The organism is Streptomyces sp. NPDC042002, assembly GCF_055588305.1.
This window is the reverse complement of sequence record NZ_JBVJCT010000014.1, coordinates 145,429-159,800: the sequence shown is the minus strand read 5'-3', so window position 1 is coordinate 159,800 and position 14,372 is coordinate 145,429. Positions and strand designations below refer to the sequence as shown.

At 71.8% G+C, this 14,372-nt stretch carries 10 protein-coding genes; 3 read left to right on the top strand and 7 right to left on the bottom strand.

From position 1 onward, the window contains the following. Positions 1 to 7 precede the first annotated feature (7 nt). From ACZ6KY_RS22100 to ACZ6KY_RS22080, 5 genes are all read right to left on the bottom strand, one after another. Positions 8 to 1,009 carry a GDP-mannose 4,6-dehydratase gene (locus tag ACZ6KY_RS22100; RefSeq protein ID WP_469311998.1) on the bottom strand — a complete coding sequence of 334 codons (1,002 nt, stop codon included), beginning with the start codon at positions 1,007 to 1,009 and terminating at the stop codon, positions 8 to 10. Between the two features lie 95 nt (positions 1,010 to 1,104). After that, on the bottom strand, positions 1,105 to 2,481 hold the full coding sequence (locus ACZ6KY_RS22095) for a hypothetical protein (RefSeq protein ID WP_469311997.1): 1,377 nt from the start codon (positions 2,479 to 2,481) through the stop codon (positions 1,105 to 1,107). Continuing rightward, the gene (gene pelF, locus ACZ6KY_RS22090) at positions 2,478 to 4,016 is read right to left on the bottom strand and encodes a GT4 family glycosyltransferase PelF (RefSeq protein ID WP_469311996.1); all 1,539 of its coding nucleotides are present in this window, start codon (positions 4,014 to 4,016) and stop codon (positions 2,478 to 2,480) included. Before pelF ends, ACZ6KY_RS22095 begins: the two co-directional genes overlap by 4 nt. 86 nt (positions 4,017 to 4,102) lie before the next feature. Continuing rightward, positions 4,103 to 6,235: a hypothetical protein gene (locus tag ACZ6KY_RS22085; protein ID WP_469311995.1), complete on the bottom strand. Its 2,133-nt coding sequence runs from the start codon at positions 6,233 to 6,235 to the stop codon at positions 4,103 to 4,105. A 497-nt stretch (positions 6,236 to 6,732) separates the two neighbouring features. After that, the gene (locus ACZ6KY_RS22080) at positions 6,733 to 7,272 is read right to left on the bottom strand and encodes a hypothetical protein (RefSeq protein WP_469311994.1); all 540 of its coding nucleotides are present in this window, start codon (positions 7,270 to 7,272) and stop codon (positions 6,733 to 6,735) included. A gap of 740 nt (positions 7,273 to 8,012) precedes the next feature. On the opposite strand from ACZ6KY_RS22080, the gene ACZ6KY_RS22075 reads away from it, so the two are divergent. Then, positions 8,013 to 8,360, top strand: coding sequence for a PRC-barrel domain containing protein (locus tag ACZ6KY_RS22075; RefSeq protein ID WP_469311993.1), 348 nt, complete (start codon positions 8,013 to 8,015; stop codon positions 8,358 to 8,360). 504 nt (positions 8,361 to 8,864) lie between these two features. Then, a complete protein-coding gene (locus ACZ6KY_RS22070; protein WP_469311992.1) occupies positions 8,865 to 10,106 on the top strand; it encodes an NAD(P)/FAD-dependent oxidoreductase in 1,242 nt (413 codons plus the stop codon). 76 nt (positions 10,107 to 10,182) lie between these two features. On the opposite strand, the gene ACZ6KY_RS22065 is transcribed toward ACZ6KY_RS22070, so the two are convergent. Further along, positions 10,183 to 12,564 (bottom strand): SpoIIE family protein phosphatase, encoded by a 2,382-nt coding sequence (locus ACZ6KY_RS22065; protein WP_469311991.1) that lies wholly within the window; start codon positions 12,562 to 12,564, stop codon positions 10,183 to 10,185. Between the two features lie 256 nt (positions 12,565 to 12,820). Beyond that, complete coding sequence (locus ACZ6KY_RS22060) at positions 12,821 to 13,507, bottom strand: TetR/AcrR family transcriptional regulator (RefSeq protein ID WP_469311990.1); 687 nt, start codon at positions 13,505 to 13,507, stop codon at positions 12,821 to 12,823. Positions 13,508 to 13,598: 91 nt separating this feature from the next. On the opposite strand from ACZ6KY_RS22060, the gene ACZ6KY_RS22055 reads away from it, so the two are divergent. Next, positions 13,599 to 14,288 (top strand): class I SAM-dependent methyltransferase, encoded by a 690-nt coding sequence (locus ACZ6KY_RS22055; RefSeq protein ID WP_469311989.1) that lies wholly within the window; start codon positions 13,599 to 13,601, stop codon positions 14,286 to 14,288. Positions 14,289 to 14,372 lie beyond the last annotated feature (84 nt).

Below are 14,372 nucleotides of genomic sequence, written 5' to 3'. Positions count from 1 at the left end.
GGACGGGTCAGATGTTGTAGATGCCGGTCTTGTAGCGGGCCAGGTTCGCCGGTTCGCGGAAGAACTCCACGGTCCGCGCGAGTCCTTGGGCCAGGTCGTGACCGGGGCTCCAGCCGGTGGCCCCGGTGAGCCGGGTCGCGTCGGCGACCAGCCGCATCACCTCGGAGTTGGCCGGCCGGATGCGCCCCGCGTCCTCGCGCACGTCGAGGGCGGTGTCCATCACCTTGCCGATCAGCGCCACCAGGTCGCCGACCGAGATCTCGCCGCCCGTACCGGCGTTGAAGGTCCGCCCCACGACCTTCTCCGCGGGCGCCGTGCCCACGGCGAGGAACGCCTGCGCGGTGTCCTTGACGAAGGTGAAGTCACGGGTGGGCCGCAGATCGCCGAGCGTGATGGTGCGTTCGCCCGCCGCCACCTGGCCGATGACGGTGGGGATGACCGCGCGCATCGACTGGCGCGGGCCGAAGGTGTTGAACGGCCGCAGCGTCACGACAGGCGTGTCGAAGCTCGCGTGGTAGCTGTCGGCCAGCCGGTCCCCGCCCGCCTTCGAAGCGGCGTACGGGGACTGGGTGTTGATGGGATGGTCCTCGGTGATCGGCACGGTCTGCGCGGTGCCGTACGTCTCACTCGTGGAGGTGTGCACGAGCCGGGGCGTGCCGAGCGCGCGCACCGCCTCCAGCACGTTCAGGGTGCCGGTGACGTTGGTGTCCACATAGCTGTGCGGCGCTTGGTAGGAGTACGGGATCGCGATGAGCGCGGCCAAGTGGTAGACGCAGTGGGCGTCTTCGACCAGACCGCGGACCGAGCCCGGGTCCCGGACGTCGCCGAGGACGATGTCCACCTGGTCCAGGACATCGGGGTGCAGGGTCTCCAGCCAGCCGTACGAGGAGAAGGAGTTGTACTGCGCCATGGCCCTCACCCGATGTCCGGAGGCGACCAGCGCCTCGGTGAGGTGGGAGCCGATGAAACCCTCGGCTCCGGTGACGGCGGCGAGCGGTTCGGTGGTCAACTCGTTGGTCCTTCCGGTTGGTTGATCGTGTGACGTGCGTTTTCGGATGTGCGCGGCGGCCGTACGGGTTTGTCCGGGCGGCCGTGTGCGGTGGTTCAGGCGTGTGGCGCCGGTCGCCCCAGCAGCCACACGGCACAGACGGTGAGACACAGGGCGGCCGTGCCGCAGAACAGGGTCAGTACGACGGCGCTCGGCGGGCGATGGAGCACGGTGGCCGAGGCGGCCCCGCAGGCCGCCGCCAGACAGACCGCGGCCGGCGGCCAGGCCACCCCGAAGGCCTGGAGCAGCAGCGCGGTCCACAACGTGGCCGCGAGCAGCAGCAGCGGGGCCGGCTCCGCGCCGGTGAGCAGGGCGGCCGGCAGCAGTGGGAGGACGTAGACGAGCAGACAGAGGGCGAGGATGCCGGTCGAACGCAGCAGGAAGGCGGCCGGAGTCGCCGTCGCCCGCAGCGCCGCCACCGACATCCCGCGATACCGGTACAGCAGCCACTCCGCCGGTCCCATGCTCACGGTCAGCACGATCACCGCGTACGGGTGCTGTCGTCCCTCCAGCAGCACCAGCACCCCGGCGGACAGTCCGAACAGGCCGTACGGCAGCGACCGCAGCAGCGACGGACGGGCGCCGCCCTGAACCGGTGAGGCGGTGAACGTGGCCCGCAGCGTCCAGCCGGCCGCGGCGACCGCGCCGAGCACGGACAGCAGCGGCAGGGCGATGCGCCCCGCGGTCCCGGGGTCCCACCAGGGCAGTGCCACCGCCCCGGCGATCAGCGGGGTGAGCGCGGCCAGCAGCAGCCGTTCCGCGCCCAGCACCAGCAGCACCCCGGCCGCCGCGAGATACACCGACTGCGCGGCGGCGACCTCGATCGCCGTGCCGGATCCGGCGATCAGCGCCCCGGACGCCGTCGCGGCGAGCGCGCCGAGCGGCGCCCCCTTGAGCAGGGTCCGGCCCGCCTCGCGCCGGCCCGTGGTCATGCGCAGGTAGGCGCGGTGCCCGAGTGCCTGCCCCCACGCCCAGGAGACGAGTCCGGCCACCACCAGGACGTCCAGGTCCCGGCCCGCGTGCCACAGCCGCCCGGTGAGCAGATAGGCGAGGCCCGGCAGGGCGAACAGCGCCCCGCGCAGCCCGCAGCGCACATGGTCCGGGCGCCACGGATCGGCCGGCCGCGGCGGCTCGGGAAAGGTGCGCGGCACCCGCTCGTACAGCGCGGAGGCGAGCGAGAAGAGGTTCGGGTGCCCGTACCGCTCCTGGATGACCTCGGCGGTCAGCCCCTCCGACTCCAGCAGAGCGGCCACCTCGTACGGGTGGACGGCCGGCCCGATGCCCTCCGCGAGCTCGGCGGCGAGCCGGTCGACCGCGTCCCGGTCCGGGCCCTGGCGGGGCCTGGACCGGGCGAGCGTACGGTCGTCGGCGAGCCGCAGGGACAGGGTGTCGCCCCCCGTACCGCCGGGTCCCAGGGCCATCGGTCCGCTCATCCGGCCAGGCTCCTCTGCTTGGACGGAGCGACCGGGCCGGCCGGTGCCGCGAGCACGGCGTCGGCCGGCCCGGGAACGCCCGGGACGATCCGGCCGAGCGCCGACAGTTCCAGGTAGATGGTCCGGAAGGTGTCGACGGTCTGCCGCAGGGTGAACTGCTCGATGACCCGCAGCCGGGCCGCCTCACCCATCGACGCGCGGCGTCCGGGATCCCTCAGCAGCTTCAGCGCGGCGGCGGCCATCGCGCCCGGATCCCGTGGCGGGACGACGAGTCCGCTGTCGCCGACGGCCTCGCGCACCCCGCCCACGTCCGTGGACACGGTCGCCCGCCCGCACGACATGGCCTCGATCAGGGTGAACGGGAAGCCCTCGCTGATGCTGGAGAGCATCACGACGTTGCCCGCCGCGTAGGCGTCCTTGATGTCGTCCACGCGGCCCTCGAAGGTGACCGCGTCGGCGTGCCCCAGCTCGGCGGCCAGCGCCTCGCAGCGTTCGCGGTAGGCCTCGCCGCCACGCGGTGTGCCGCCGAACAACCTGAGCCGTGCGTCCGGGAGTTCGGCCCGTACGAGGGCGAACGCCCGGATCAGGGTCTCCAGGTCCTTGATCGGGTCGACGCGTCCGGCCCAGCTGAGGGTCGGCCGCTCCGGCTCCGGACCCGCCGGCGGGAACGCGGCGGGGTCCACGCCGTTGTAGACGGTGCGGATCGAGTCGGGTGCGGCGCCGCCCTGCTCCTCCCACAGCCGGTTGTAGCGGTTGCCCGGGGTGATCAGCGCGGCGCGCCGGTACGTCTCCTCCGCGAGCAGCCGGAAGAAGCCCAGCACGACGGCCTTCACCGGCCAGCGGTACGGACCGGTGCGGTAACCGAGATAGCGCTCGCGCAGGTAGACGCCGTGCTCGGTCAACAGCAGCGGTACGCCGTGCCGTTCGAGCGCGGCCAGGCCCGGCAGTACGGCGACACCGCCGCTGACCGCGTGCGCCACCCCGTGCTCGGGCAGCGGTGCCGTCAACGGGCGCAGCGCGTGCTCAAGGAGAGCGGTCGCGGTGATGGCGTCGTGCAGGGTCGGCCGGGCCTCGCGGACGGCGAGACCCGGACGGTTCCACACCCCGGTCAGGATGCTGATCGCGCGGTCGCCGCGCAGGAACGGACTCAGCATCCCGTCGGCCGCGGCCTGCGCCATCGCGTACAGCGCGGTGGCGAACCGGTCCTCGGCGCACGGGTCGAGCAGGGAGGTCAGGAACTGTTCGTAGGCGGTGGTGAGTTGATTGCGGCGCCGCCCGCGGGGCGGGCGGCCGTCGGGCGCCGGACCCCACATGGGGACCGCGACGATGTCCTGGACCTGTGCGGGGATGTCCCACACGATCGGTTCGCGTCCGGTGCCGGTGACGGCGATGACGTCGAAGTCGATGTCGGGCATGCCGTCGACGAGTTGGTCGCACCAGACACTGACGCCGCCGTGGCTGTGCGGGTAGGTGCCTTCGGTGAGCAGGGTGACGCGCGTTGAGCTGAGGCTGCGCGCGCCGCGGGGAACGTGCATTGATGTGCTCCACGGCCGAGGTTTGGGGTGGTCGAGCCCGTCCCGGCCGCGGATGGCGCGGCCGGGACCTTCGGTCGGTACGCGGCTCAGTCGGCCGGGCTGTAGGGGACCTGCTCGGTGACGCCCGCCGGTACGCGGGTGTCCGGCGCGCCGCTGGTCGCGGGCTGCCGTGAGGCGTCGACGGTCGAGGTCAGGGCGGCGGCGGACGACGGCAGGCCGAGCGTGAGCGCTGTGCCGGCCGGGGTGGTCCATCCGGAGACCTCGCCGGCGTAGGCGTCGCCGAAGCCCGCCGTGCCGTTCGTGGTGCCCGTGGGCATCGTGGCGGTGACCGCGACCCCGCTCGGCGCCTGGACGGTGACGGTGTCACCGACGCGGTAGGCGGTGACCTGGCCGGCGTCGACAGCGGCCTTCCAGGCGGCCCGGCGCCGCAGTTCGACGCCGATGTCCTTCATCCGCAGGTTCACCACCGGGGTGTCGTCCGCGAACAGGCTGTCGTAGCCGTCGAGGACGCCGTCGAGCACCGGGTAGGCGATGCGCTCCTCGGCGAGGTTCGACTGGTGGATGAAGTGCGGCTTGGGGTCGTTGGCGAGCACGTGCCCGAGGTCGATCCGGGTCTCCAGCGGCACGATGTAGCCGGTGTAGCCCGTGCTGGTGCTCAGCGGCGCCGACAGACAGGTCGAGGTGTCCGGGTGGTCCTCGCAGACACCGCTGCCGCCCTGGGCGCGGCCGGTGTAGATCCAGTTGTACTCGTCGACCTCTTCGGCCGCCTTGCCCGCGTTGTAGAAGACGTTCATCGGGTAGCGGGGCACGGTGACGGCGGGACCGACCTGACGCTGGTCGGTCTCGCGGGAGTTGTCGGAGCCGAGCCAGACGACGCCGGTGTCGTTGAGCGCGAGTGCCAGGTTGGGGTTGTCGACGGGCTGTTGCGGAGAGATCTTCAGGCCGGAGTGCTCACCGGTGATCAACTCCTGGTTGTCCAGCGGGAGTCCGGCGGTCTGGCCCCAGGCGCGGTTGTTCGCGATCTCGTCGGCGATCGTGGTGCGGCTGACCCACTGGGTGCTGCCGTCGGCGTTCGTTTCGCATTTCCACGGCACCACGGTGGTGTCCTGCTCGCAGCCGAGGAACGCGTGGGTGTAGGTGTGGTTGATCCAGCGGAACCGGTTCCGGTCGGCGATCAGTTTGTCGGCGAGCGGGTCGGCACCGTCGTTGTCCTCGCGCTGGTCGACGCTGCCGGCGCCGTTGTAGGCCAGGTCGAGGGTGAAGTTCCTTCTGGTCTCCCAGTCGGTCGCGTGGTCGACGTCGGCCGGGGTCATCCGGATCGGGTTCGTGGCCCCCTCGCCCTGCGGGCAGTCGATGTCGCCCGGAGTGCAGTTGAGCGTGGTGTCCCAGCGGTCGTCACCGGCGAAGACATCGTCGACGTGCACGGCGAAGTAGTTGCGCGAGGCGCCCAGGTGCACGCCCCCGGTCATCCACTCCACGATTCCGCGCGCCAGCAGCCGGAACTGCTGCTGGTACTGGTTGTACACGAACGTGACGACGAGCTCACGCCGTCCGTCGTGCCGGTACTCGCCCACGAGGGACCCTCGCGTCGACTGTCCGGGGATCGGCGCGTCGACGTACGGAGTGAAGTCGGCTCCCGCGGCGGGCGTCGACAGGTAGGCGTAACTCTCGCCCACGTCCGGGGAGTTGTCCTCGAACGGCACCGCCCCGTCCAGATAGCCGAAGGGCCCGGACTTGCCGGCCGTCGTGACCTGCGCCTGTACGCCGTCGAGGCTGCCGGAGTAGCCGCCGAAGACGGGGTACTGGAGTCCGGCCTCCGGACGCGCGTAGGTGTACGCGTCGACCTGTGGGATCGCGTACGTCTGCTCGTAGGCGGCGAGGGCCGCCATCTCGGCCGAGTTCGCCGCGAACGGGTTGTCGTTGGGCAGCACGACAGCCTGGAACTTGGCGCGCGGTACGCCGCCCACGGTGTCCGCGAGGAAGCCGGCGTCGATCACCGGCCGTCCGGACTGCTGCAGGTCGACCTCGGTGTACGGCGTGCCGGCGGCGCTGAGTTCGGCGGCGATGGCGTCGGTCGCAGGACCGCCGTCACTCACGATCAGGACCCGCAGATCTATGCGGGGTGTGGCGGTGTCCGCGTGCGCGGTGCCGGCTGGTAAGCCGAACGAGGCGATGAGCGCGCTGACGGTCAGCGCGGTCGTGTGAATCGTCCGCTTCATGCGGTGAGGTCCCCTCCCCGGGCAGGGGTGAGTGCTGCTCGCATGGAGCCGACCACCCCCTGGCGCGACGCCACAGCCCCCCTCAGACGTGGTCGTCAACGCGTTCGTCGCGTCACATAGTGGGGTCTCTGTGTAGCTTTCGTGCGCCTGCTGCGAAACGTGACGGAAAAGAGCGGGTATCGAACGGGTGGTCCTCGCACGTTGCGACGAAGGCGCGACCGTCACTGTGGGGTATCGGACGGTTACGGCGCGAAACGTTACTGTGCTGGCCACGACCGGAGAGTGACCCGATCTGGAACGCCTGGATCCGCCCCGCCGTAGTGCCAGTGGTCCAGACCGCGGAAGGTTTTGGCTGAATGATCGGTTTTAGGTCACCCTGGCCCGGACCTGTGAGGCGACTGTGTGCCGAGGGCGGCCGGTCCGCGCGAGTCGCGTGGACCGGCCGCCCTGTCGGCGACTCGCCGGATTTCCGATGCGTCGCCCATCGGTCCAGCCGGTCAGGCGCAGAGCACGCGGGTCTCGGGTGTGTACACCGGACCGCCGTTGGTGTTCGTGCTGTCGCTGAACTCGGCGTAGTAGTACGAGTAGAAGCCGATGTTGCCGTTGCAGCCGGAGTCGGCGGCGACCTGAAGGGTGAGCGTGACGGTTCGGCTCTGGCCGGGAGGAATGGTGGACCCGTAGTCCGGGCCGAGGTTGCCGGGTCCCGTGCCCGGACACGGAACGCTGCCGGCGGCCGAGGCCAGGGCGCAGCCGGTGAAGCTGTACTTCAGATCGGGACGCTGGGTGGTCAGCCAGGTCGGCTCGATCGTCTGGTAGACGAACCAGACGTCGTACGTCCTGTGGTTGGTGATCGTCATCGACAGATCCACCGTGCCGCCCGGGAGGGTCGTGGCGCTGTCCGTGGTGAACGTCAGATCGGCCGGGGCCGGGTCGGCCGCGTTCGCGCCGGGGGCCAGGCCGAACAGGGCGAGGGCGAACGCGAGGACGAAGGCGAGGGCGGAGGCGAGACCGAGACGTCTCAACTGTGTTGATCGCATGGCCCGGGAGGCTAGGCAGGCCACGAACGCACCGTCTGCCCCGCTGCGGACACGGAGCGTGACGTCCGGCCGGAAGTGGATGTCCCGTGAGGGGCGGGTGGAGGCGTCGTGGGAGCGGTCGCCGCCCCGATTCCCGCACGGCGACGCGGAGTCGGGGAACCGGGGTGCCGGGGCGTGGGCGGCGCCGCCCGGTCGCACGGTCCCGCCACCGCCATTGGCGGATATCGAACGTATCGCGCCCGGCGCACCGCTCACCGGTCCACCGGGTTTAGCCCCGAAATCGGCCAAGCCGGTCTTTTCCGGCCGGACCCCCGTCCTTCCCCGCGTATCTCCCTCCCGGGCGGCATCTCCGGCCTCGTCCGAAACACCCGTGCATGAACCGGGGGAGTGCGGGCACAAGGAATCCGGGACCGCTCGTGGATGCCTCCCCCCGGCAGCCACGAGCTCTCGGCCCCGCCCGTGACCCCACCCCCCCCGGGATCGCGCGGCGGGGCCGCCGTCGTCCCGCCGGCTCGGACGCCGAGGGGCACGCCGGGGTGAAGCCGACGGAGTCCGCGCCCGCGACGGGAATTCGGGCGATTCCCGGGAAGCGGGTGTCAGCGGCCGGGAACGGGACACCCGTGGGCTTCAGCGGAAAACACGCTGAGGAAATCGTGACCGGAATCCGGTCAACGGGGCGCGCACCCGCACACCCGTGTGCGACGGCGGCGCGCGTCCGCCGACGAGTGGAGGACTTCTTCGTGAACGAGAACCTTTGGGGTTACGGTCCGACCAGTGGTCACACGGCCGACGACGATCTCACCGGCTACCGGGTGGAGGCGACCGACGGCCACATCGGGAAGGTCGACAAGCACTCCGACGAGGTCGGTTCTCAGTACATCGTCGTCGACACCGGCGTCTGGATCTTCGGCAAGGAGGTCCTGCTGCCGGCCGGAACGATCACGTCGATCAGCCACGAGGACAAGACCGTCCAGGTCGCCAGGACCAAGGACGAAATCAAGTCGGCACCGGAATTCGACAAGGAAAAGCATCTCGGAGATCCGCATTACCGCGACCAGATCGGCGGCCATTACGGCTCAGGCCACTGACGCGACGCGAACCGCCGGTTCCGCCCGTATGCCGGGTGGGGCCGGCGGTTTTCGCTGTCGCCGGGCGCGATGGAAAATCGGCGCGGCACAGTGAAAATCGGTGCGGCACGGTAAGGGACCCCGGCTGGACGGGGGAGACCAGCCGGGGCCGTTCACGCGGTGTGCGGAGGGTGGCCGCCGCTCGGCGAGAGGCTCCACGGGGCTTCAGCCGGACGATCGTCCCCGCGGGCTGTGGGTGAGGCCCGGGGACACTGTCCCCTCCGCGCCACATTCCCTGTAACGGCCGACCGCGCCGAATTGTTCCGCGCCGGAGCCCCCGGGACCCCCGCGCCGTACGACGCGCGGCCGGTCTCCCGGCGTGGCCCCGCATCCGCCCGGCGCGCCCGGCGGGAAGATCGGAGCAGGAGGGCGCGTGCGACGGCGCGAGGCCGTCGGCCCGTGCCCGGATCACCCACGCGCGCTCACGGGCGCGCGGACGGACCGGCTGCTCGGAGGATGATGCCCATGACCGCGAAGCGCGGAGTGTCCGATGTCCTGGTCGTCGGCGGCGGGCTCGCCGGTCTGGCGTGCGCCCGCGATCTCGCCGGGTACGGCTTCGGGGTCCAGGTCCTGGAGGCGTCGGACGGCGTGGGCGGCCGGATGCGCTCGGACCCGCACGAAGGGTTCGTCGTCGACCGGGGCTTCCAGGTCTTCAACACGTCCTATCCGCAGGTCAGGCGCCGGCTCGTGCTGCGCGACCTGCGACTGCGGCCCTTCACGCCCGGCATCCTCGTGCACACGGAGGACGGGCCGCTGCGCTTCAGCGACCCGACCCGCGGTCCACGGCGGCTCGGGGACCTGCGGCCGGGGCGGCTCGCGGGAACCCGGGACCTGATCGCGCTGGCCGCACTGTCCGGCCGGGACATGCTCGCTCCCGCACGATCGCTCAAACGCGGAGAGGACCGTACGACCCGCACCGCGCTGGCCGCGGCCGGATTCTCCGAGGAGTTCGTCGAGCGGTTCTTCCGGCCCTTCCTGTCCGGAGTCTTCCTGGAGGACCGGCTGGAGACCTCGGGCCGGGTCTTCCATCTCGTCTGGCGCAGCATGCTGCGCGGCACCCTGTGCCTGCCCGGCGCCGGGATCGGGGCGGTGCCGCGCCTGCTGGCCGAGGCGCTGCCCCCGGACGCCGTACGCCTCAGCACCCCGGTCACGCGGCTCACGGACGACGGGGTCGAACTGGACGCCGGAGGCGAACTCGCCGCGCGGGCCGTGGTGGTGGCCACGGGGCCGGGCCCCGCAGCCCGTCTGCTGCCCGAACTGGAGCTCCCGGCCTACCGCGTCGTGACGACGTACTACCACGCCGCGACCCGTTCCCCGCTGGCCGAACCCATCCTGCTGACGGACACGAGAAGGCGCTTCCTCAACACCTGCGTCCTGACCGAGGTGGTACGCGGCTACGCCCCGCCCGGGATGTCGCTGATCGCCACCTCGGTGCTCGGGCACGACCAGGAGGGCCGGGAGGTGTGGCTGCGCGACGCGCTCGCCGAGGTGTACGGCACAGACACCGCGGGCTGGGACCTGCTGACCGTCCGGACCGTTCCGGACGCCCTGCCGGCGATGCCGCCCCCGCATCCGCTCGGCCGGACCGCCCGGGTCTCCCCGGGCCGCTATGTGTGCGGCGACCACCGGGCCACCGGCTCGGTGCAGGGCGCGCTCGCGTCGGGCGCCCGCGCGGCACGCGAGGTCGCGAGCGACCTGGCTCGGTAGACGCGGTACGGCGCACCGCGTCTGCGGCAGGATGTACGGCGCCCCCGCGTCCGGGGCGTGATCCGAGCAACTGCCCCTAGGACAGCGTCTGTTCCGTCCAGATCGTCTTCCCCTGCGCGGAGTAGCGGATGCCCCAGTTGTGGCTCATCTGCGCGCAGATGAACAGGCCGCGTCCGCCTTCGTCGACCGTACGGGCGTGGCGCAGGCGCGGAGCCGCTCCGCCGGCGTCGCTGACCTCGCAGGTGAGCGTGGTGTCCTTGATGAGGCGCAAGCGGATCGGTGGCGCTCCGTACCGCAGGGCGTTGGTCACCAGCTCGCTGACGATCAACTCGGTGGCGAAGGCGGTCTCTTCGCCCACCCGCCACATCCCGAGCCGGTCCCGGGCGTGGTGCCGCGCCGCCGCGGCCGCCGTCGGCACGGAGTCCAGTGCCCAGGTGGCGACCTGGTCCGGCGGAAAGGCGCGGGTGCGGGCCAGCAGCACAAGGACATCGTGCAGGCCCGAGGTGTCGCGCAGCCTGTAGAGAATGTCGTCCCGAATGTCCCGCAGCGGCCGGTCCAGCCGGGCCAGTGCTTCCCGCAGCGGGTCCGGCCGGTCCCCGTGCGGGCCTTCGGAGGCCGGGAACGAGGTGGAGCGCAGCGCGAGAACACTGCCGTCCCGCATGGGGACGGAGGTGGTGGCGAAGGGAGGTCCGTCCCGGCTGCCCAGGCGAGGACCCGTCGGGATCTCCGGGACGTGCACCACACCGCCGGGGTGCGCGACGACGGGCGCGGGATGACCGGCGGACGCCATGACACAGACTCCGTGGAGCGGGTCGTGGACCGCGTAGACACAGCCGGCGCTGAGCGGCTGCTCGTGCAGTGGATCGCTCGGCGGCAGGGCCGCCCGCTCGTGGGCGAGCCGTACGACCGCGTCGTTGAGGCGGGCGAGCAGCTCGTCGGGTTCCAGGTCGAGCGCGGCGAGCGATTGGATCACCGTCCGGAGCTGGCCCATGGTGGTCGCGGCGTCGATGCCGCTCCCGCTGACCTCGCCGATCGCCAGGGCGGTGCGCGCGCCGGGCAGAGCGAAGGCGTCGTACCAGGTGCCCGCCCCCGCGTCGGCCGGGACGTGCAACTGCGCGAATTCGATGGCCGTCTGCGAGGGCGGTTCCGGCGGCAGCAGATGGCGTTGCAGGGCCGCCGCGATCGTGTGCTCGTGGGTGTAGCGGCGGGCGTTGTCGAGGCTGAGCGCGGTGTGCGTGGCCAGTTCGTGGGCGACGGCCAGGTCGTTCTCGTCGAAGGCGTCGTTCGGCCGTACGCGATAGAGGCTCAGCAGTCCGAGCACGGCGCCCCGTAGCGCCAGCGGGACGGTGAGCAGCAGGCGTGCGCCTGAGGCGCGGATGGCGCGGGCCCGTTCCGGATCGGCGTCGAGCCAGGGGGTGGCGCCGTCCAGGGCGACGGCTCGCGGCTTGAGATCGCTGAGCACCTGTGAGTACGGCGTCGGCGCCGGCACGGCCCGTACGTCGCCGAGGGGACGGGCCTGCGCCATGGGGGCGCTTCCCTCGTAGCGGAAGGCCGCGCGGCGCAGCGGGATGTCACGCCCGAGCGGGCTGAGCGGAGGATCCTCGCCCCGCACCACGGCGTCGACCACTTCGACCACCGCTATGTCGGCGAAGCCGGGCACCAGCGCGTCCACCAGTTCCTGGCAGGTCGCGACGACGTCCAGGCTTCGCCCCACCCTCTCCCGCACCGAACCGAGCACCGCCAGACGCCTTTTGGTGCGCATGGACTCCGTGACCTCGGTCATGGAGACGACCACACCGCGCGCGCTGTTCAGCGGGAACGCCGAGACCTTCGCGAAGCGCTCCGGCGACGGACCCTTCAGCGGGTCGAGCCGTACGAGGTAGTCGGCGACGGACGTGCCGTCGGCGAGAACACCCCGCAGGACACTTTCGAATTCCTGGGGACGGGCGGGACGGCACACTTCGGTGACCGGGCGGTCGAGAGCCTTGTCCGCCTCGATGTCGCACAACGCGCAGGCCGCTTCATTGACGCTGAGGACACGCAGCTCGGAGTCCAGGACGAAGAACGCCTCGTGCGTGTTGGCGCGCAGGATGTCGAAGACCGCGGTCCGTGTGCCGCCGGGGGTGGCGCCTTCGTCGGCCTCGAAGACGCCCCACGCGACCGCGCCGCCGGACAGCGGTACCACCTGGACCCGGAGATCGACCGGGTTCCCGTCGACGTCATGGATGACCAGGGGGCCGGATCGGGGTTCCGTACCGCCGCCCGAGTCGTCGGCGTCGAAGTCCCTGGTGCCGGAGTTCCCGTTGCCGGAGTCCCCGGCGCCGGACGCGACCATGGCCAGGGCCGCCCGTCCCACGGCCTCGGAGTCCGAGCGCAGCCAGATCTCGCGTGCTCTGCGGCTCCACCGGACGACGACGCCCGCGCCGTCGACGACCATCAGCGGAGTAGCACCAGTCACCGGAAATCACCTCTGCTGTGCGTCCGGCCGGCACCCCCGCGTCATGGGACGACTTCGACGGCTGAATCACCGGAGGAGATCATGTCGCGAAACATGTCCTTTTTGGTCCACAAAGCAATAATTCTACGGTGCCGTGGAGTCGGAGGGCGATACGGCCGGGCGCGGCGGGGTAGCAAGGCGACGCGATGCGGCCGGAGGCGCTGGGGGTCGCGAGGCGATGTGGCCGGGAGCCCTGTACGCGCCGGGACTCCTCGTGTCACCTGCCGGACGGCTGATCGCCGGCCGGGGGCCGCGGAGCGGGCTCGCCGCCCGGGGGCAGCAGCGACCGCAGGGCCATGTCCGTCAACTGGGCCTCCACGGCGGCCCGGTCCGGCATCACCGCGCTGCGCAGCGGGCGTCCGGCGAGCAGCGAGATCAGCCACCAGGCCGCGGTGTCCGCGCTGATGTCGTCGCGGATGTCACCGGCGTTCTGGCCGCGGCGCAGCAGTCCCGCGAGGGCCTCGGCGAAGTTCTGGTGGATGTGCCGGGCGGCCTCGCCGAGGGCCGGGTCGTGGGCGAGGGCCGCCGCGTCGGCGAACAGGAAACCGTGGGCACCGCGCTGGTGGAAGCGGTCCATGTGGGCCGGGTCCAGGAAGGCCGCCAGCACCTCGGGGACCGGGCGTCCGGTGTCCGCGGCCTCGGTCAGGAGCGCGGTGACCGCGGTGGTCACATGGTCCAGGGCCGCCTGGTAGAGGGCGGACTTGGAGCCGAAGTTCTGGAAGACCACCGGTTCCGTGACCCCGACACGCCGGGCGATGTCGGAGACCTTGCCCCGCTCGTAGCCGGTCTCGGAGAAGACCTCGGTGGCCGCGGCCAGGATCGAGGCGCGCCGCTCGGCGGCGGGCATCCGGGTGCGGGTTCGGGCCTTGCCCTGGTGGGCGGGGGTCTTCTCGGTGTCGGTCACACCCGCCATCGTAGGCCCGTTGCGAGTTTTCTTAGTCGAGACTAAGTTAGGGATGTACTTAGTCGTCGCTAAGTTAAGGAGTGTGGCCGGTATGTCCATCGGGCGCCTTATGCAAGGAAAGCCGCACGCGGACACCCCAGGGGTGACCATCGGTGCCCCGCGTGCCTACGAGCTGTGCGGCGCGTTCTGTTTCGCGGGCCGTCGGAACCGCGCCTTCTCCCGGCTCGCCGCGCTGAGCGGGGCCGAGACCGGTGACCGCGTGCTGGACGTCGGCTGCGGCACCGGGTATCTGACCCGGCGCATGGCCGCCGTCGTCGGACCGGAGGGAACGGTGACGGGCGTGGACCCGTCGCCGTCGGTGCTCGCCTACGCGCGGCGCAGGAACGCGGCCGGACAGGGTGCCGCGTGCGCCTACCGGGAAGGGGTCGCGGAGAACCTCGCCCTCCCGGACGCGTCGTTCGACACCGTCGTCACCAGCCTGATGCTGCACCACCTGCCCGAGGAACTCCGGCCGGCGGCCCTCAAGGAGATGTGCCGCGTCCTGCGGCCGGGCGGACGCCTGCTGGTCGTCGAGTTCCGGCCGCCGAAGACCGTCCTCGGGCGCCACCTGGTGCACGGCGGCCTGGGGCACGCCATGTCACACAACCGGACCGACCTGCTGGACGGGTTCATCACCGGCGCGGGCTTCGAGATCCGGGGGAGCGGCGACGTCCGTCCGTGGCTGACGTACGTGCAGGGCGTACGTCCGCTGTCCAGGAAGCCCGCGGAACAGCCGGGTTAGGACCGCGGAGGCCTCGTCACCGGCCGTCGCCCCCGAACGCCCCGGTCGTGTGCACTCCCGCACACCGCCGGGGCGGACGACGAC